Annotated in this window: 19 protein-coding genes; 3 read left to right on the top strand and 16 right to left on the bottom strand. The window is 56.8% G+C overall.

The window, feature by feature from the left end; translation table 11 throughout:
• Positions 1–22: 22 nt before the first annotated feature.
• A complete protein-coding gene (locus LAO21_04960; GenBank protein MBZ5552048.1) occupies positions 23–478 on the bottom strand; it encodes a (2Fe-2S)-binding protein in 456 nt (151 codons plus the stop codon).
• 605 nt (positions 479–1,083) lie between these two features.
• Positions 1,084–1,461 carry a VOC family protein gene (locus tag LAO21_04955; protein ID MBZ5552047.1) on the bottom strand — a complete coding sequence of 126 codons (378 nt, stop codon included), beginning with the start codon at positions 1,459–1,461 and terminating at the stop codon, positions 1,084–1,086.
• A gap of 84 nt (positions 1,462–1,545) precedes the next feature.
• Here LAO21_04955 and LAO21_04950 point away from each other — a divergent pair, with 84 nt between their 5' ends.
• A complete protein-coding gene (locus tag LAO21_04950; GenBank protein ID MBZ5552046.1) occupies positions 1,546–2,331 on the top strand; it encodes a helix-turn-helix transcriptional regulator in 786 nt (261 codons plus the stop codon).
• Positions 2,332–2,385: 54 nt separating this feature from the next.
• Here LAO21_04950 and LAO21_04945 read toward each other — a convergent pair whose 3' ends face one another.
• Positions 2,386–3,366 carry a DUF362 domain-containing protein gene (locus tag LAO21_04945; GenBank protein ID MBZ5552045.1) on the bottom strand — a complete coding sequence of 327 codons (981 nt, stop codon included), beginning with the start codon at positions 3,364–3,366 and terminating at the stop codon, positions 2,386–2,388.
• Positions 3,367–3,758: 392 nt separating this feature from the next.
• Between LAO21_04945 and LAO21_04940 the strand changes: the two genes are divergently transcribed.
• On the top strand, positions 3,759–5,315 hold the full coding sequence (locus tag LAO21_04940; protein MBZ5552044.1) for an aromatic amino acid ammonia-lyase: 1,557 nt from the start codon (positions 3,759–3,761) through the stop codon (positions 5,313–5,315).
• Between the two features lie 135 nt (positions 5,316–5,450).
• Here the strand turns inward: LAO21_04940 and LAO21_04935 are convergent, their stop codons facing one another.
• The 6 genes from LAO21_04935 to LAO21_04910 all read right to left on the bottom strand — a co-directional run bounded on the left by LAO21_04935 (position 5,451) and on the right by LAO21_04910 (position 10,658).
• Positions 5,451–6,119, bottom strand: coding sequence for a PAS domain-containing protein (locus tag LAO21_04935; protein MBZ5552043.1), 669 nt, complete (start codon positions 6,117–6,119; stop codon positions 5,451–5,453).
• A gap of 679 nt (positions 6,120–6,798) precedes the next feature.
• Positions 6,799–8,439: an ABC transporter permease gene (locus LAO21_04930; protein MBZ5552042.1), complete on the bottom strand. Its 1,641-nt coding sequence runs from the start codon at positions 8,437–8,439 to the stop codon at positions 6,799–6,801.
• Positions 8,436–9,359, bottom strand: a complete 924-nt coding sequence (locus LAO21_04925; GenBank protein MBZ5552041.1) for an ABC transporter ATP-binding protein — start codon at positions 9,357–9,359, stop codon at positions 8,436–8,438. Before LAO21_04925 ends, LAO21_04930 begins: the two co-directional genes overlap by 4 nt.
• A gap of 5 nt (positions 9,360–9,364) precedes the next feature.
• Positions 9,365–9,814, bottom strand: coding sequence for a GntR family transcriptional regulator (locus LAO21_04920; protein MBZ5552040.1), 450 nt, complete (start codon positions 9,812–9,814; stop codon positions 9,365–9,367).
• 124 nt (positions 9,815–9,938) lie between these two features.
• Positions 9,939–10,100, bottom strand: coding sequence for a hypothetical protein (locus tag LAO21_04915; protein MBZ5552039.1), 162 nt, complete (start codon positions 10,098–10,100; stop codon positions 9,939–9,941).
• 117 nt (positions 10,101–10,217) lie between these two features.
• Positions 10,218–10,658 (bottom strand): hypothetical protein, encoded by a 441-nt coding sequence (locus tag LAO21_04910; protein ID MBZ5552038.1) that lies wholly within the window; start codon positions 10,656–10,658, stop codon positions 10,218–10,220.
• 148 nt (positions 10,659–10,806) lie between these two features.
• On the opposite strand from LAO21_04910, the gene LAO21_04905 reads away from it, so the two are divergent.
• The gene (locus LAO21_04905; GenBank protein MBZ5552037.1) at positions 10,807–11,268 is read left to right on the top strand and encodes a MerR family transcriptional regulator; all 462 of its coding nucleotides are present in this window, start codon (positions 10,807–10,809) and stop codon (positions 11,266–11,268) included.
• Here LAO21_04905 and LAO21_04900 read toward each other — a convergent pair.
• The 7 genes from LAO21_04900 to LAO21_04870 form a co-directional block, all read right to left on the bottom strand.
• Positions 11,258–11,419, bottom strand: coding sequence for a hypothetical protein (locus LAO21_04900; protein MBZ5552036.1), 162 nt, complete (start codon positions 11,417–11,419; stop codon positions 11,258–11,260). The two genes, LAO21_04905 and LAO21_04900, sit on opposite strands and share 11 nt — an antisense overlap.
• Positions 11,420–11,432: 13 nt before the next feature.
• On the bottom strand, positions 11,433–13,652 hold the full coding sequence (locus LAO21_04895) for a protein kinase (GenBank protein MBZ5552035.1): 2,220 nt from the start codon (positions 13,650–13,652) through the stop codon (positions 11,433–11,435).
• Positions 13,653–13,766: 114 nt separating this feature from the next.
• On the bottom strand, positions 13,767–13,931 hold the full coding sequence (locus LAO21_04890) for a hypothetical protein (GenBank protein MBZ5552034.1): 165 nt from the start codon (positions 13,929–13,931) through the stop codon (positions 13,767–13,769).
• A gap of 43 nt (positions 13,932–13,974) precedes the next feature.
• Positions 13,975–14,382 carry a hypothetical protein gene (locus LAO21_04885; GenBank protein ID MBZ5552033.1) on the bottom strand — a complete coding sequence of 136 codons (408 nt, stop codon included), beginning with the start codon at positions 14,380–14,382 and terminating at the stop codon, positions 13,975–13,977.
• A gap of 323 nt (positions 14,383–14,705) precedes the next feature.
• Positions 14,706–15,137: a hypothetical protein gene (locus tag LAO21_04880; protein ID MBZ5552032.1), complete on the bottom strand. Its 432-nt coding sequence runs from the start codon at positions 15,135–15,137 to the stop codon at positions 14,706–14,708.
• A gap of 139 nt (positions 15,138–15,276) precedes the next feature.
• On the bottom strand, positions 15,277–17,463 hold the full coding sequence (locus LAO21_04875; GenBank protein MBZ5552031.1) for a S46 family peptidase: 2,187 nt from the start codon (positions 17,461–17,463) through the stop codon (positions 15,277–15,279).
• Between the two features lie 190 nt (positions 17,464–17,653).
• The gene (locus LAO21_04870) at positions 17,654–19,240 is read right to left on the bottom strand and encodes a glycosyltransferase family 39 protein (GenBank protein ID MBZ5552030.1); all 1,587 of its coding nucleotides are present in this window, start codon (positions 19,238–19,240) and stop codon (positions 17,654–17,656) included.
• Positions 19,241–19,384 lie beyond the last annotated feature (144 nt).

Raw genomic sequence — 19,384 nt, 5'->3', positions numbered from 1 at the left:
CTGTGGGATTCTCAATCTGTCATTACACTTTTCTTGATGCACTTTCGATGGCTTCGACAATCCGCTTATGAGCCGCGCACCGGCATAAGTTTTGGTCCATGCCCGAGATGATCTGGTCGCGGGTCGGTCTTGGATTCTTCAGCAACAAGGCATAGGCATTCATGATCATCCCCGGGGTACAAAACCCGCATTGCAGCGCCCCGAGCTCGGCAAACGCCTTCTGAAGAGGATGGAGGGTCCCATTCCCGGCCAGGCCCTCGATGGTCGTGACCTCTTTGCCGCGAACCTCCCTTACCGGAAGTTGGCAGGACCGGAGCGCTTCCTTTCCCACCACCACCGTGCAAGCACCGCACAGGCTTTCGCCACAGCCGAATTTCGTTCCCGTAAGTCCCAGGTCTGTGCGCAGAACCCAGAGAAGCATCCGGTCGCCTTCGACGTCCAATTTTGTGGATTTGCCATTCAGTTTAAAGTTGATTATTTCATTCATGGGTACGCTCGTTTTCTAGGAGAGAGTTTCAGCGAAATATGGCAGCATCGGAGTCAGATTTGTTAGGACAGAAAAAATCGGATCCAGGCGTCCATCCCGGTCACCGGCGAGCCGGCATGCCCCCTGGACTAACCAGCCGTTCGCACGCCTCCGACTTCATGAGGGAATCATCTATGATGGGAGTGGCGGAAGTCAAGTGAAGAAAAAAGAGAGGACGCGATCCGGGGGATTTGTCTCATGATCACGCGAATGTCGAGGGTATACAGCTCGGGTAGCCTCGCCGCGCTCTTGCGGCGGGGGCGGGTGCCAGAGGATTTCATTCCGGTGGTTTCTGGCTGGGACCATTAGGGATGCACCAATGCCCATGTGATGCGGAATCCTTCTCCCTGCATAAGTCATCGCGAATTCAAAGAATAGCCCCCGCCGCAAGGGCGCGGCGGGGCTACCAAAGCGACCCGTCAGGACCTGATGACGCCCACTGTTTTTGTGATCAGCAGGAGGCGAGGATTTACACCCGTGTCAACCGACCCGATGAGGCACCCTCGTCCGGCGTCAAGGGGATAGAGGTTGTTGTTTCGCAGGCACGCCCATCAGATTCAAGCGCTGTGTTGCGACAGAGACAGAATGTTGCCGTCGGGATCTTTGAACCAGGTCACCTTGTCGCCACCGGGCGCTGTCCAGATCCCGTGTTCGTCTTGTCCGGGCAATCCGTACCGCTCGAACTGGACTCCCCGCTGCTCGAGTCCCGACACTATTTTTTCGATCTGGGAGACTTCCCACCCCAGGATTGTATACTTGTGAAGTTTAAAGTCGGGAACCTTCGTGATCCGCACCCTGATCCCGGCGGCATCCATCACCAGCGCAAATCGATCTTCGCTCACAACGCCAAGACCCAACACCCCTTCATAGAACGCCCGGGCTTTCTTATAATCCTGAGTGGGAACGAACGCCATGATCTTCGAGGAACCGAGCATAGGCCCTCCTTACTTGTTTATTGGAAAAGCTGGGGAGATCTTACCCCTGGACGGCCTTGCTTTCTTTCGATATTATGACAAGAAATGTTGAAGACGCGACAAGGGGCATTTTTTGATCGGCGGGGCCATCCTAGCGCCCGGGTCACCACGCTCACCTACGACTTCCCGGACGGCTATGTTATCCCCCGGCATTATCATGACCGTGATCAGCTCGTCTACGCCTCCCAGGGGGTCATGACGGTGCGGACCGAGGAGGGCACCTGGGTGGTTCCTACCCAGCGGGCCGTGTGGATTCCGGCCCGGATTCCCCATGGAATTACGATGTCCGGCGCCGTGTCCATGCGAACCTTGTACTTGAAACCATCCCTCGTGCAGGCTCTGCCGAGGAGCTGTTGTGTCGTGAATGTAACGCTGCTGCTGAGGGAGTTGATTCTCCACGCCTGCAAATTCCCCCGGTTAAACAGCAAAGTCCCCCTCCAGGCTCACCTGCTCGACTTCCTTGTTGACCAGCTGGAGACCGTCCGCGCCATCCCTCTTCAGCTCCCCAGCCCTCGAGACTCCAGGGCCGTCAGGGTGGCCCAAGCTCTTTTGAATGATCCGGGCGATCAACGCCCCCTGGAAGAACTCTGCAAGACTGCCGGGGCGAGCAAGAGAACTGTGGAAAGGTTATTCCAACTGGAAACCAGCATGAGTTTCGGGAAATGGAGGCAGCAACTTCGCCTCATGCATGCCATGCGGTTGCTTGCCGGGGGGGAAAATATTACAACTGCTGCCCTGGAGGCGGGCTACAGCACCCCCAGTGCATTCATTTCGATGTTCAAAAGGATGCTCGGAGCGAGCCCTCACCGCTATTTCAAGAACCCTCTTTGAAAGGCGGATCTCGACGCGGACGATACGATCGGAAGTGGATTCAACCTTTCCATCTCAACCCTGGGCCAGAATTGCTTTGAGCTCATCACCATAACCGCGACTCACTGCATCGGCGGTCACGATCTCGATCTGACCGGGGCCTCCGATTCCCAGGCCCAGCTCGACGGCGCGTTGGATCTGTTCCTGTTCGAAAATTTTTCGGGACATAATGGCGTCGTTCGAACCCAAATGCTTAAGAACTGCCACACCCACGGCGTCGACCGCGACGCGGTCCGTTCCTGCGATCATAACGCCGGGGTTGGCCCGCTTGCCGCTGGAGGGGCCGCCGTCCACAAACGCCTCCAACCCATCCATGACGACGAGTTGAGGCCTGAAAGCCTGGTGAATCTCGGCAATCATGCGACGCATATGGGTTTGTCGGGCGCCATGAAGCTCGCGCATCAAGCTCTTGTGCGTCACCCCCACCGCGAGTTTGATCGACATGCTGAAGATGCCGCCATAGGCATGCGTCTTGAGGCAACAGGTCCAGAGAAGGTATTCAGCCTCGGTGATAGGCCGGGCGACATCGAATCCATTCTGCCAGTGGCTGCCCGGCGGGTTGATGTGCACCCAGCCGTCCGGCGGCAAGTCCTCGAAATTGATGATATCGAATCCGAGCTCCTGAGCGAGGGCGGGGATGCCTTTTTCCTCCATCACCGACTTCGTCTTCGGCGGGCCGCTCCGCTCGCCAATCGCGATATGGGCCGCACCCCGCGCCTTCATCTCCGCCACCAGCTGGCGGAGCGTGTCATTATGCGTGGAGCCCGGCGTCGGATCTGCCGTGTTGAAATTCGGCTTAATCAAAACCTTCTTCCCTCTCGGCGAGGGAACTTCAAGCAGTTTTAAGGCGGCTTGGATGCCTTGGATTCGATCCTGGGTCTTGACCAGGGCCACCTTCGCCTTCTTAACCTCTGCCGGCAACAGTAGTTCCCGCCCCAGCACCGACAATGCGGCTGCCCCCGCGGCAGAATGCCTGAGAAAATCGCGACGTTTCATGGATGTTCACCTCTGGTTGGATGCGCCTGATGAGTATCAGGGCGAGCAAGGATGGTGCCCACATCGCGCCTCCTGCGAGGTGGACACGAAACAGTTTACAGTCTTTCGATACTTAAGAGAAGCGATGTTTTGAGTGGAAGGAGGTGAGGAACGTTGAAAGGGACGATCTAAGGGACTGTCCCCGCTCTTGGGGGACTGTCCCTCTTATCTATTTTCCCTTGAGCCAAGCGTTACGACTGCGTATTATGAATCTAGATTTCGGCCATTTCAGGGATGGCTGATCGGAGGAGGCTTTCTATCCGTACGCATCTACTTAGGTCCACCCCATTCGGAGATGCTCTCTCCTCTCCTTGGAGACAGTTTCAATCCTCAGTTTCGTGAAAGGACAGAGTATGGCTATTGTTCTCGACGGATCTTCATTAACGATTGAGCAGCTCGTGCAAATCGCGAGACACGGCGAAAAGGTTGAGCTTCACCCCCAAGCCTTGGAACGGATCAAAGTGTGCCGCGCGATGCTCGAGCGAAAGATCGAAGCCCACGAAATCATGTATGGGGTCAACACCGGTATCGGGGAGTTTTCCGAGGTGGTCCTGAATGACGATCAGGTGAAGCAATTTCAGAGGTACCTTATTTACAACCATGCCGCGGGGATTGGCGATCCTGCCTCCCTTGAATTCGTTCGAGGAGCCATGGCGAGCCGCATTAACGTCCACGCGCGCGGCCACTCGGGATGCCGTCCCGAGATTACGCTGACCTACGTTGACATGTTAAACAAAGGGGTGACGCCGGTGGTCTGCCAGAAGGGCTCGGTGGGCGCCAGCGGCGATCTGGCCCCCATGTCGCAAATCGCGCTGCTCTTGATGGGAGAGGGAGAGGCGTTCTATGAGGACCAACGGCTGCCAGGCAGTGAGGCCATGAGGCGTGCGGGAATCCCGGTTCCTGGCTTGCAGGCTCGAGACGGCCTGGCGGCGATCAACGGATCCAACTTGATGACGGCCATGAGCGCCCTTCAACTCTATGATGTCAACCGCTGGCTCAAGCAGGCCGAGATCGCCTGTGCCATGACACTTGAAGCCCTTTATGCAAACTTGAAACCCTATGACTGGAGGCTTCATGCCCTGAGAGGCTTTCCGGGTGCGATGAGAAGCGCCAACGCCATCATGAAGTGCCTTCAGGGAAGCGATCTGCTGTCGGGCAAGATCAAGACCAAGGTGCAGGATGCCTACTCAATGCGATCCACCCCGCAGGTGATTGGAGCCGCGCACGATGTTGTGGCGTTCGCGAGGGACCAGGTCGAGATTGAACTCAACGCCGTGGCCGACAACCCTATTTTCCTCCCGGAGGAAGACCTCACCCTGACGGGGGCAAACTTCCAGGGCTCTCCGGTTTCACTTCCCATGGACATGGTCGGCGTGGCCATGACCATGGTGTGCGTGCTTTCGGAGCGGCGTCTCAACCGGATGACGAACCCGGCGTTGAGTGTGGGGCTGCCGGCGTTCCTTACCAAGGGAGCGGGCATGTTTTCCGGCATGATGCTCAGTCAATACACAGCGGATACGCTCATCGTGGAGCAACGAATGCTTTCGGCCCCCGCCTCAATCGGTTCGATCCCGGCCGCCGCTGACCAGGAAGACTTTGTATCGATGGGAATGAATACCGCTCTGAAGAACAATCAGATTATCGACAATGCTTACGGTGTGCTTGGGATCGAGTTCATGGCCGCCTCGCAAGCCCTGGATTTCCGCGACTTCAGGCCCGGGACCGGAGTCGAAACGGCGCGCAGCATCGTTCGCAGACATGTAGCACATCTTGACACCGACCGCCCGCTGTACTCGGACCACAACGCCATGAAGACCCTCGTCAAGTCATGTGAGATTCTTGAAGAGGTCGAGGCGGCAGTGGGTTCTTTGGAGCCTCAGGCCCCGGAACTCGCCGGCGCACTCGCGTAAGGGATGAAGTTTTGAAGGAGGGGCAAGGCTTGCGGTTTGCTGTGATTAACATCCCACGGAGAGAAGTAAGACCTTAGTGCGGTTCCAGTAATATCCTCAGGCCCATTGTTCTAGGCGTCTGCTCACCCTGCTTGTTCAGGCGCCACTCGTTGGCCCGCTCTCTCCCTGGCACCCTGCCAACTCGGGATAGAGGCGCGCAATGCAGTCGGGGCAGAGGCCGTGCGTAAACCGGGCAGTGGAATGTTCCATAATGTAATTGTCCACCTGTTGCCAGTACCCTTGGTCATCTCGAATTTTCTTGCAGCCCGAACAAATGGGCAACAGACCGCTGAGGGTCTTCACTTTTTCCAACGCCTCCTGCAACTCGCTCACATAACGGTCTCTTTGTTCCTCGAGCAGCTTCCGATCGGTAATATCACGGCTGATGCCGACAATTCCGGTGACCACACCCTGGGCCGTCTTCAAAGGAATCTTGCTGGTGAGGTGCCAACGATTTTCGCCCGTGTCCCGGTGCAAGGCCATCTCCTCCCTGTTCAGCAACGCCCTTCCTGTCGAGACGATCTGCATCTCATCCTGATGATATCGCTCCGCCAGCTCGCGTGGGTGGAAGTCGAAGGTTGTTTTCCCAAGTACATCTTCCTGAGAGGGTGCTCCAATCGACAGCAGGTGGGCGCGATTATTGAGAATATAATGTCCTTTGATGTCTTTGAAGTAGATCAAGTCCGGAAGGTTATCAATCAAAGCCCTCAAGAGTAATCGTTCGTTGTCCAGTGGTCCGGCATCTGTCTTGCGGTCATTCTCCATGATTCGCCCCTATTAGTCCTGTCCACTGAGGAAGTCCGTGCAGTTTTTTCCACATTTGAAAGCCGGCGGATTATTGGCTCTCGCCACCCAGCCCAAGATCGAGACCCTGAATCTGCAAAGGATCGGTTCAAGCCGGACCACTGCAACCCCCACAAAAGCACCGACTCACTGGGAAGGACCGAGTCACCATCCATCGGCGATCGGCTGACGATGAAGTGGGGCGACCCGGAAGCGGGGTCGCCGAATTCTTTTCCGGGAGAGATTCTACCTCAAAGAAGACGAGGCTGTATCTCAAATGTTTGATTCTTGTGAGGGTGTAATCCAGGGGGGGTCAGCGATCGGTGGGTCGGTCATTGAGTCTTCAAGGCGACGAGACGGTAACACCGCGATGGCTACTTCCGTCTATTCAAAATATTCGACGTTGCTCTTTCAGGGCAACTCAACAACCAAGAATGGTCGCCCCGTCCCAGGGCGTTGCCCTGGGCTCTTGAAGGGTGCCCTTTCAGGGCAGAGAAAGATGTCGAGGCCAGGAAGATTCCACCCTAGACCATGTCTTGGAGGTCTTTACCAATTGGGAGCGATACCCCCCACCGTTTATCGTTTGAAGGGTGGAAAACACGCTTGCCCAATAAGCGACCTCACGCTTTCGGGTCCCGCCTTTACCCCCGCCGCGAATGCTTTACTTTTGAATTCCACGAAACCCATGGCGATGGAGCCAAGCTTCGAGGACATAGTCCGCCATCTGGAAATCCTTGACTTGAAAGGTACGTGTGAATCGGGCTGTCTCTATTCGATCCGGAATTACCACTTCAGCCCCTGAAAGCCATTCCGCATCGACGGGAAATCGGCGGAGGTCATTCCGGCCCTTCAGATCATAAATCAGCTGAGTTTCCCAGTATTGAAGGGCTGGTCCACCCTCAAGAAGAAGCTGACGCCCGGTCCCGCCACCAGTGAATTGCTTCGCGGATTCCAAGACCTGGCGTCGGTTGCGATTAATAACATACACCGGGCCTTCGTCGGAGGACCCAATTGACCGGCCGCGAAGGAGGATTGAAAGCTGGCCAGGTTCGAGCGCGACGCGATAAACGGTCGCAAGGTACGAGCCTCTTTGAAAATGCGCCCCTTCCTTCAAAGGTAGGCTTCCCTTCGCCTCATATCGGTAAAGTCTGAAATGCGCCTCCCCAGAATAATTTCCCGACTCCTTTCCCTTTTCAGTAAAGAGCCCCTTCTCCACCTTCAGAAGCTCTATGAGTTGAGTGGCCGCAGTTTGACCCGGTATCTTGAGTCCCTGCAGGACAGCCTCTTGCACATTGCCGTAATATTCTTCGCGGTCCCTCGCATAAGGAATCTGAGATCCGTCGTCAAATGCGAGCTTTCCTTTCAATCGCGTGAGTACCACGATCGAGGAGGGTTGGACATTTGACAGCTCCAGTACTCCGAATATGGCTTGTTGCCCAGGGGAATTGTCGCTATCTGAAACCCACCAATCGTTGCCGCCGGAGTTGCTGGCTTTGTCTCGCAAGGCAAGCCCGATGCGGCGGCTTTCAGAGTTTTCAGGGCGGGTCAAAGACTGGAAGGATTCTACAAGATCCCAGCTCGTCAGATGGTAGATTGGGTGAATCAAAATTAAACTTAAGGCCAAGATCACCACCGAGCGGCCCGTGCGGCGGCTTAGATACTGGTGACACACGACAAAAGCCCCAAGCAGCAGCGTCAGGATCATTCGCAGGATCTCTCTTGACAGGAAAATCTCCATCCCGCTGGAGGGGCGCTGCACGAAAGTAAAGAGCTGGAATGAGAGCGCCCAGAGGATGGAGCCAATGACGCCCGCAACGGCGAAGATTGGCAGACTCGGAGTCAGCACCGCTATGCAGGCGCCCATGAAGAGGAACGCCAGCTCATTGATGAGAATTTGGAACAGGCAGGCGCCGATTCGCTGGGACTCGAGCCCGTAATGGAAAAGCACAACAAACTCGGCAGCCACCGGGGCGACAACAAGGAAGAGAAGTATGAAAACGCCCTTTGAGGCGAGAAGTGATCCTCGCGAAATGGGACGAGTCAACCAAAAGGCTGAGGTCCCCACCAGGGGTTCTTCATGAATCAGGAGAGCCACGATCACCAGAAGAATGAGGTTGAGCAGGTATGGATTCAACACCTGGCTGGGGAGCCGATTAAGCAGGCCACCGATCTGTTCAGGATTACGAGCCAAGGGATCCTGGAAGAGAAACGCGGTTTGAACACTCAGAATGGCCAATAAGGCAACAAGCAGCGGCCAGAAGCGGCGAAGATCTTTCTTAAAGAGGTGGAGGAACTGCGTCATAACGTTTTTTCCTCCCGGCTGGACCCCTTACTTTGTCGGGCCAGTGTCACGAAAATGGATCTCAATGAAAGGGGGGAAATGAAGAGATTTTCTGCCGTGGGAAATATCCTCCTGATATGGGCTTCACTCTCCCCTTCCTGATACTGAGTCTCGATGAAGCGAAGCACTTTTCCGGCGACTTGAAGTGGCCCCCAGCTTCGGGGCAAGTTCGTGGCTGCAGCGGCTGCCTCCGGAAGAGTGACTTCAACCTCGCGGAACCTCGCCTGAAGCCGTTCCAACTCCTCCGAGAACAACAATCTTCCTTCGTTAATGAAGCCCACCCAGTCGACCAGGTTTTCGATGTCTTCCAGATCGTGAGAGGAGATGAAGAGCGTCCAGTCTCCCTGCCCGGCCAATTCAAGCATCCCTTGCACCAGCTCCTCACGCACGGCGACGTCCAATCCGCTGAAAGGCTCGTCCAGCACGAGCAGGCGAGGACGATAAGCCAGGGCCGTCACCATGGCGGCCTTGATTCGCTGCCCCCGTGAAAGGGTCCGGATCTTTCTTCCCGGCGGCAGATCAAACTGGCGGACGAGCTTTTCGCCGAGAAGACCATCCCAAGTGGGATATAAAGGCTTACAGAATTGCAGCAGCTGCTCCAATGTCATCCAGCCCGGCAGTTTCTGGTTTTCGGAAACATAGCCAATCTGCGCCAATTCCGAACTCCCCAAACGCGTTGAGTCCTTCCCCATCACCATGACTCGGCCGGAGGAGGGGCGGAGCAAATTCATGAGAACGTGGATGGTGGTCGTTTTCCCCGCACCGTTCGGACCTAACAGAGCGAAGAGACTACCCTCCGGAACCATCAGGTTCAGGTCACAGACCGCTTCGAGCCGTCCAAATCGGCGCGTTAGATTTTCACTCCACAAAGGGGAATTCATGACTTCTACCTCCTGGGCTTGACGGCTTCCACCCGCTCGCTTGATTTCCTCTCTGACAGGCGCATCCAATGCTGCTCTACCGCCTCCACCAAGTCCTCGAGTTCCAGGGACATCCTCTTGGCTTCCACCACCAACCGTTCTAAATCATCTTTCAGCAGGGCGCTACGCTCCCGCGGCAAGGGGGGCGGAGTATCTGCCACGATGGTCCCGATCCCCGAACGGACTTCGAGCAGTTCCCGGCGTATGAGTTCGGCAACCACCTTGTGCGCCGTGTTTGGGTTTATCTTGAAAGCCTGACTCAAACTCCGCACTGAGGGAAAAGGATCACCCGGACGCAATTGGCCGCATACCAGGCTCTTCTCGACCGCATAGATAATTTGCCGGTAGGGGGAAACCCCTGGTTTAAATTCCACTCGGAACGGCAACATATGTGTACTATCTATACTAGTACACATAGAATGTCAACTGAAGACTTATTTACGAAGCGGATCGTCTATTGAGGATGTCCTTGAGTCGTGGCAGGAGGTAAGCGCCTATTGCGGATGAGAGTATAAATTGACGGAGGAGTGCCCTGTCCGTTCATTCAAAGTATTCCCGGTGAAGGCGCAGGGCAAAGTAGAGCCCTGCGCCCGAACCGACGATGCTCAGAAGAACGGCCGTCATGAACCCCACGAACGCCCCCAGCCACCAGCCGATGGCGCCGCCCACAGTGACACACAAAAAAGAAAGAAGGCCTTTCATCGTCAGGGATCCGTATGAGGAGACGATGATATCGCTTTTTGGACTGGTGTCAAACCTCCGCACGAATCGGGATCCAATTTTGGACTTCTTTAGAACCTGGGGGCAATCCCCGCGTGCTTATCGTTTGAACCACGGAGAAAACTCTGGCCGGATGAACGACTTTACGCCTTCGCGGCCCGTCAGGCGCCACCACAGCTTGCCGCCATCACGCTCCAGTCGAATGCTGATATCAAAGAACGGACAGCAGGCCCGCTCCAGCAGCGTGAATTCCGTCAGGGCCTGGTAGTTGGAGGGCTCCGGGGAAAATTCGAATTCATATCCATCCGGCAACTCCTGGACCCCCAGCAACGCCGACCTCATGATCGTGCTGAGTTCTCCCTGGCGCTTTCTCTGCTCCGGGGTCAACGCCGTCCGGTCGCAGAAGAAGGGGGTCTCTTTTTTGCTCTGTGCCGAAGTATTGGATCGCCGGCCCCCTGTTTGACCTGCCAACGCCAGGTTCGGGAAACTCATGCACCCCAGGATTATCATTGTTAACACGACTGAAATTGATATCTTCATGCATCCTCCTCGTTCGGTTGTTTTTGTTGTATTACGCGTCCGGAGCAGCACCTTACAACTTCAAGTCGACTTGAAGGCAAGCAAGATTTCTGTAAAAAGTTGTCGACAGATCGACGCAACAACCGCAGGAGTGACTTAGAATATTGGCATGACACAACTAACCATTTCCGAGGTCGCGCGACAGGCGGGCCTGCGGCCGTCCGCGATCCGCTATTACGAACAGATGCGAATACTTCCCCCACCCCCCCGGATCAGCGGGCAGCGGCGCTATGACACCACAGCGCTCCACAGGCTTGCCGTTATCCATCGGGCACAGCAGTCTGGCTTCACGCTGGACGAAGTTCGGCGCCTGTTTTTTGGCTTCCGCAAGACCACCCCGGCATTTATGCGCTGGCAGAAACTCTCACAGCGAAAGCTCGCAGAACTCGCTCAGTGGATGGATCAGATCAAGTCCATGCAGGAATTGCTGCAAACGATGGTCGCTTGCTGCCGATGCGAAACAATGGAGGAGTGCGGGAGGGGGATTCATCGTCAAGGTCGCGTGGATGTTCCACTTGAAGCGTTGATTCGCAAATCGCCGCGGCATCCAACGAAGATTGTCATGGGATGAAACTGAGTCCCCGGTGTGACATCTCCCCATTTAACGCCCGGCGCGCCTCATCAGTGAGCGCTGTTTGATCACCGGCAAGCTCTTCCAATTCTTCGTCCGTCATGCTGGAGTACAGCGCTGCCAATCGCTTTCCTTCAGAATCAACATCCATTTTCCGTTGCCTTCTACGATCCGACGTCCGTCAGGTTCATTTTCTGTAACAGCGTCCGCCGCCGTCCGACGGTTTGTACCACGGGCATGCAACTGAGAAAGGTGGCGCTGGGATCGCGCGCTTCAATTGCTCTTTCGAATTGATCGGCGGCAAGGTCGAGTTCCGAGCAAATCACATGGAAAACACCGTAGCCCATGGCGCATCCGTGAGCCAGCTCCGGAGAGTCCAGTCGGGCGAGCAGCCCCTCCGCACGGGTCCGATCTCCAGCCATTGCATATTGCCCCGCCAGGCCACCGATCATTGCCGGATACGGCACGAGTTGAAGTCCTTTTTCCCATGCAGCGATCGCCTCCGACGCCATCCCTTTCTTCGTGTAAATCAGGCCGAGGATCCAGTGGGCAAACCAGATGTCCTGGAAATCGAGGAGCCGATGCAGTTCCTCGATGGCGAGATCATCGGATCCTCGGGCGCTGAGTATCTCTGCCAGCGCCGCCCGCGGCAGGGGTGAAAAAGGGTCTGCCTTGAGCGCAGGCTCAATCACGGCGATCGCTTCATCAAAGCGATGGAGCGGCATCAGGATAAACTGGGCACAGCTGAAACGGGCCCTCGACGACATCGGCTCGCGAGCGAGGGCGAGTTGATACCGCCGCAGCGCCTCACCCCAGTCGTATTCAAACTGACCCGCCACTTGTCCTAGAAGCACATGGCCTTCCGGCTCCCTTTCGTCCAGCTGGACCGCTTTGAGGGCCGCAGCCTTCGCCAGGGGCATCACCTCGAGGGCCGGTCTTCCACCCATGACGGGGCTAATGAGGAAGCATCTTGCAAGTCCCAAATAGGCCGGTGCATAGCCCGGATCGAGGGCGATGGCCTCCTCAAAGCAAGCCTTACTGCGAGCCATCTCCGGCGGACTCATTTTGAAAAAATGGTACCAGCCTTTTAGATTGGCATAATAGGCCTCAAGGTTCGCCGCCTGGCGCACCAGGGCCGTTCTTTCTCCAACCAGCCGCACCTTGAGCATGTCGACGATGGCCTTCGCAATCTCATCCTGCACTTCAAAGACGTCCGTCATTTCACGGTCATAGCGTTCGGACCAAAGGTGGTATCCGTCAGCGGCATTAATCAGCTGCGCCGTCACGCGAATACGATTTCCCGAGCGGCGCACACTGCCTTCAAGCACCGTGCGCACGTCCAATGCTTCGCCGATCTTGCGGATGTCCTGTTCCTTGCCGCGGAAGGCGAAGGCGGACGTCCGGGCGGTGACCTTCAGATCAGGGACGCGGCTGAGGGCGTTCAGGATCTCCTCCGCCAGCCCATCGCTAAAGTACTCGTTCTCTTTGTCCGCGCTCAGGTTGGCAAAAGGAAGGACGGCAATGGATGGGGCGGGCTCGCGCGAATTCCCCGTCGCGTGGAGCAGTCGCTCCAGTGCCGATTTAACATCGGAAGCTTGAGTGAAGCGCCTGGCCGGATCCTTCTGAAGGCAACGGCTTACAATCCCCGCCAGTTCGGACGGAACCCCGCTGAGCGGGGCCGGTTCGTCACGCAAGACCGCGCTGACAACCGCAATGCCCGACTCTCCCTCGAAGGCCCGGTGTCCGGCAAGCATCTCGTACAGCACCGCACCAAATGAGAAGAGGTCACTCCGGGCGTCAACAGGCTTTCCCTGAACCTGCTCCGGCGACATGTACGGCGCGGTCCCCATTAACAACCCGGGCTCAGTGGCAAAACTCTCGGTCCGAGATCCGACCTTCATCGGTGGGGCGCTCTCGACTATTTTTGCCAAGCCGAAGTCCAGGACCTTGATCTGATTTTTCGGGGTGATCATGATGTTCTGGGGCTTAATATCGCGATGGATGATTCCGCGGGAATGCGCCTCCACCAGGGCATCCGCCACCTGCAGAGCGATGTCCATCGACTCTCTCAATCCCATGGACTGCAGTTTCAGCCGGTCCGCGAGGGTCTCCCCCTCCACATATTGCATGACGATAAACGTCCTGCCCTTTTCCTCCCCCACGTCGTGAACCGTACAGATATTCGGATGGTCGAGCTTGGCTGCCGCCTGTGCTTCCCGCATCAGGCGCTTCCTGGCGACCTCATTGGCCACCGATTCGGGGGGCAGGAACTTGATCGCCACCGGCCGGCCCAGCCGTGTATCCTCGGCCAGATAGACCTCTCCCATCCCGCCGGCTCCAAGCGCCGCAGTGATCCTGTAGGGTCCGATCAGTTGTCCGATCACAGAGTGAAGCTTCTCGCCTTCCGAATAATCTGATACCCCACCAGGTGCGAGACGTCGCCGGGGCCCGCCGGGGCTTTCAAATCACAACGTCGTCTCGATCTGCAGCACCTCGGCTCAGCCTTGATGTCTGTAGGTGGGATCCACGAAATTCTTCTCCAGGGCAGACCATGCTTTCTTGACGATTTCCGAAAATCCTCTCTCGGCGGAAGATGGAATTCCCACGGGGACGGCCAGACCTATACACATCCCCATGAAGAGAATACGAAGCATGCTTGCCATCTTATCCTCTCCTCGCGCCGATTCTTGAGACTCCAGAACTCCTTTAAGGTTCCTTCGTCTCGGCCTCCGGCTGTGGTGCCTCCCTTATCTCAAAACTCCACCCGCCGATGTCCTGATCTTCGTGAATAAGCGCCACCCGGACCGTGCCGGGACCCTGGATCGGCATCCCATGAAAGTGAAAGATAAGACGACTCGTGAAATTTTCTCGGAAGTCAATCTGGATGGGTCGTTTGAAGAGCTCGGTCTCGCCCCAGGTAATACGCAGCGAAGCGGGGACGATTTGTCCTTGTTCGCCATGAAATTCTGTGAAAAAAAGACAATTCATCTTGGGCAACGCAAATGGAAAACCGCTGGGGACCATTTCTTCAAAAATATTGAATACCGAGATGGAGTTGGTATCGGCATCTTTGACCACTGATTCAGCACACAACGCTAGACGGCAGGAAATCATCTTGTCTCTCCTCTCACATCAACGGTTGGAAACGTACCATCTAAATTTGGGGCGACAATAGCTGAACAACCTAATGATTAGGAAACCAGGAAAGCAGGAGGCTAAAAGCCATCAATCTAAAATGAACTTGATTTGTTGAGAAGCTTTACATCGGCGCTGTTGCTCTGGCCTCTCGGATGCACGGCAAAGTCTTATTTGGGCTTCGGCCCCTCCGGAAAGTCACAGGCTTTCGGCAAGAGTGCGGGGCAGAGCCCCCCAACCCTTTAGAGGATCTCGATCCGCGAATGGTCGATCAATGCGCTCCGAAGCTGCAACCCAAACCCTCAAGCTGGAGTCGTCCGGCGCAGCCGCCCGACATCGAGCAGCAAGGCGATGATCACAATACCAAATTGGATCAGAGCCACGCCGACCGCAGATCGGGTTCCGAGCATGGGCACCCGCAGGACAATCACTAAAAGAAGGACCAGCGAGGCCACGAGGATGGCCCACCAGCTCCACACCTCGCCGCGCCGGTAAGGAAACAGGACCACGGCAAGGAAAAGCAGGGCATAGGTGGCGGCGTAAGCGGCGGCGGTCACACGACGTGCGCGTATTGTGCGAACCACGTCGGCCGGCGCCGGAACATCAATCAAGGTCATGCCAGGCCCCACCAGCCCATCCGGGGACTGACTCAACGCAACATAGGCCGACGCCATGCCACCCAGAAGGGTCAGGGCGCCAACCAGTAAAAGCAGAATCCAACTGACTGTCCTCATGTGCACCTCCGGAGTAATCTCTGAATCAAAAAGGGACGGCACCTTCTTTTCGAATCCATCAAGATGATAGAGCAGGAGGTGCGAGTCCCCTGATTTGGCAAAGGACAGACAAGGACGTCTGCCCCACACAGCATAACGTTTACTTAATGATTCCCATTTCCTTTAGCAAATTCCCGGCACCGTCGACGTCGGTCATGTTCCACAGCATGTAACGGCTGTCGACGTGGATGGAGCGGGTCTTGGCCTTGTCGAAAAGGAAATTCGAGGCCACCGTCTCGTAAGTGCCGTCAAAAAGCAGGCCCACCAGTTCACCCTTGGCGTTGAGCGTCGGGGAGCCGGAGTTTCCGCCCGTCGTGTCCACAGTCGAAAGAAAATTCACCGGCACGTCTTTGAGAGAGGCGTCCCAGTAAGGAGTCTTTTCCCCTGCCCGGACCTTTTTGATCGCGTCGAGTTGGAATTGCGGCGCGTTGAAATCACCTTCACCGGTCTGCTTCTCAACGATCCCGGCCAGCGTGGTGTGGTCTTTGTAAAAGAGTCCATCCTTCGAATCCACACCCTTCACCGTCCCGTAAGTAACCCGCAAGGTGCTGTTGGCATCGGGAGGAACCAGTCCACCCGACCTAGCCAGGAGCGCCTCCATGTATCGCGGCCGGAGGCGGGCATACGCGCCGGCCCGGTTCTTGGCGATCTCCCGGTTCGCTTCCTGTAACGGGTGGAGTGCTGCCGCCAGCATGATGAAGGAGTCTTTAGTGGTTTCGAGATCCGCCGTGCTCTTCTCCATCAGGCCAAGACGAAAGTCCTTATCTGCCATTTTGGTGTTGGCATACAAGGTATCCAGGAACGCCTCGATAGCCTTATCGGCGTCCGCCTTCGCCATGCCTGCCTGAAATCCAGCAGCCTTGTCGAGCGGCTCTATGCGCTGGTCGGCAGGAAGCGCCGCCGCCATTCCGAGCGCCCATCGCAAAAGGGTGCGGTCGACGGTCGCATCCAGGGTTCGCTGCATGCGGTCCTGACCCTCTTTGAAGCGGCCCCAGTCACGTTGCTGGAATCCCGGCTCACGGTCAAGGTCGTTCTTGGGCCGCTGAGTCGACAGCATATAGAGCGATTGCGCCGCACCCAGGTATGAAGACGATGAGATGACGCTTCCCAGGACGGCGTTGCGTTCGCGGGTCTTCTCGCTCTCAGCTTGAAGCCCGCGGAGGGCCGGCAGGATGTCGCCGCACTTCTTCTGTCGTTCCGGAGTCGCTGCAATCCATTTTTCGAGCGACTTCTCCTGGACTTCCTTCTGGGAAAGAACGCCGCCCTTCGAAAGTCCCTCGAGCATGCCCTTCTGATTGGTCAAGCCGTTGTTCAGTCCCTGTACACGACCGGCCACCTTGATGGCAACCGCCTTGTTGTCTTTGGTGAGTTTATCGAGAATGGCCAGCTGTTCCTGTGCCAGACGGATCGACCGCGGAAAAGACCATTCGGTCGTTTCCTTCACCTCGGAGTAGGTCTGGTGACGCGACGTCCGGCCCGGATAGCCGACCACAAAGACCAGTTCACCCGACTTGGCGCCCTCAGACGACACTTTCAGCCAGTGCTTGGGATGGTACGGGACGTTATCCTTGGAATGTTCGGCCGGCTTTCCATCCTTTCCCACGTAAGCTCGCAGGAACGACCAGTCGCCAGTGTGGCGCGGCCAACGCCAGTTATCGGTCTCGCCCCCAAACACGCCGATCCCTTCATGGGGCGAATAGACCAGCCGGACGTCTTTGATCTCCATCTGCGCGATCTCAAAATACTTGAGACCTGAGAAGAAGGACGCTACGTTGCAGCGCAGGCCGCCCTTTTCGCAGGAGGCGACCCGCTCTTTAATGCGGCGTTCGATGAGATCGTAGCGCTGGCGGTCGGTGAGTTTTGGATCAATGTTACCGGTGATGGCCGAGGTTACTTCAGTCACCGAGGTCGTGACGAGAACACGCGAACTCGGGCCATTCCAGAGTTCATCACCACGCGTCTTGGCCAGGTAGCCGTCACGGAGCAGGTTGCGATCAGGGGTGGAGTTGAATTGAAGCGTCCCCGTGACACAGTGATGGTTGGTCGCGATGAGACCGTCGGGCGACACGAACGATGCCGTGCAACCCCCGAGCGACACGATGGCGCCCATGGGCTGGCCGGTCAGGTCAGCAAACGCCTTCGGATCCCCCTTGAAGCCCATGGCCTGAAGCCGGGCGGCAAGTTCGGGGATTTGCTGCGGCATCCACATCCCCTCTTCCGCGAGCAACAGGGCGGACGTCATCAGGAGCACGGCGACGAGGAAAGCGATCGAACGTAAAAATTTCATGAATGTAGTTCCTCCTTGAGAACAATGGCTGGATTGTGAGCACTTGGATCACGTTAGGAAAATTGGTGGCCACCCCGGTCATTTGAGAGTCATTGGAATCCGGGGACCTATTCCAGGGGCGTGACGTACTGCGCACGGAGTATATCGCTGTGCCGAGGAAGACTCAAGGATGAAGAATCAATTTGAAGACTCAATTCCAGTTCTTCAGTTGCGGCCAGATCTGTTGAAGCGTCCATCCCCGGGGCTTGCGGCACAGAAAGAGTGTGAAATGTTCCTGCTTCATGGCGTAGGGGTGACCGATTTCGCCCACCGCCTCGACGCTTTCAAAATGTCGTTCCTCTCCTTCCCGCCTGCCGCCCAACACAATAACGATCTCGCCGGTATAGGAGCGTGGCCCCCAATCCCAATTGCTGAGGTGATTGCCAATCGACTTGGGCAAGCCGAACTGGGGGCCATAGAAATCGATGGCGCCGGTTTCGCCGAAATCGTTGCCAAAGATGGCGGTCCTGGCGCGCTCTTCAGGGGGCAGCCTGTTGTAGACCTTTGCGACCGCCTCGACCATCTCCGGCCAGCCGAAACGGTCGGCAAAAAACTGGGGCATCGCATTGGTGGCACGACGTTCGAACCGGGGTTGTTCAATGTGAAACGTCTTCGTGTACCAGAGATACGTGTCCGGCGGGAGAATGGGCATTACCGTCGGAGCGATCCATATACCCGTCAGGATCAGCAATGAAGCATACGCCGGGCGCAGCCATCGCAGACGGCCGAACTCCAACCACTTTTCGATCGCGACCGCCCCCGGCGCCATCAGCATCGGATAGACTGGCGCGAGATAGTAGATCTTCCCATGAGTCACCAGCAACACGGCAAGCATGGCGAGATAGGCCCAACCCAGCAACCGGTAACTTCTCCCGTCGCGCGAAATCAGAAGCCGCCAAAGCCCCACCATCCAGATCGGGGCCGCAGTCGGCGGAGAGAATAAGATTTGGATCCATATGTAGCGGAGAGGACCGGGGACGATATCCCGTCCATTCCTCCGGATGTTGGCAAGCAGTTCCATAAGGGGAAAGTGATGCTGAATATTCCAGATCAAGTTGGGAAGAAAAATCACAAACGCGATGGCGCCCCCCAGCAGAAACCAGCGATTCATTAGCAAACGCCGTTCCGCTGTCAGCACAAGCCCCGCGACCAAGCCAAATCCGAAGAGCGCCATGGTCTGCTTGTTTTCGAGTCCCACCCCGGCGAGCAGGCCAAACCAGACCCACCGCCGCGGGTCGCCGGTCTTGATGATGCGGATCAGAATGAGCGCGCATCCCATCCAGATCAGAGGTTCAATCGAGTTCATTGACAAGTAGCTGTCGAAGGCGAGGAAGCCGGGGGCGATGAGCACGGCAATCGCCGCCAGCGCCTGCGCAAATCGCTTTCCTCCCAACTCGCGCACCATCGCGCCCGTCACTAGAATGAGGCCGGCCCCGGCGAGCGCGGCAAAGAGCCGGATTGAGACCATCGAGTTGCCAAAGAGGGCGCGTGTGAGCCATGCCTGGAAGGCCGTCAGAGGCGGCATATCGACGTAGCCCCAGGCCAGGTGCTCGCCACAAGCCAGGAAATAGAGCTCGTCTATGAACAGTCCGTACACGCCGGCCGTCGCAAGATGCAGGGCCAACTTAAAGGCGGCGAGATAGGCCACTATGGCCGGACCGGTGGTGAACCCGGAATTCGTCTCTTGATTTTCATTACGAATCTGTCTCTCGGGCAGCTCTTGCGCACGTACGGGCATCGGGCCAATCTCCTGGGACGATTCCATGGGGGGCCCTAATCGGGGGCTGAATCACAAGTCTCCGGCGGCGGGTCGATTGGCATCAAAGTCCATCGTCTTGTCGTCGAGAACACTCCTGTCAATGCAGGACGCTCTCGTCCGCGT

The sequence above is a fragment of the Terriglobia bacterium genome (assembly GCA_020073085.1).
In the GTDB taxonomy this organism is placed as follows: domain Bacteria; phylum Acidobacteriota; class Terriglobia; order JAIQFV01; family JAIQFV01; genus JAIQFV01.
Note: the sequence above shows the minus strand (reverse complement) of the source record. Positions and strands in the feature narration are given on the sequence as shown.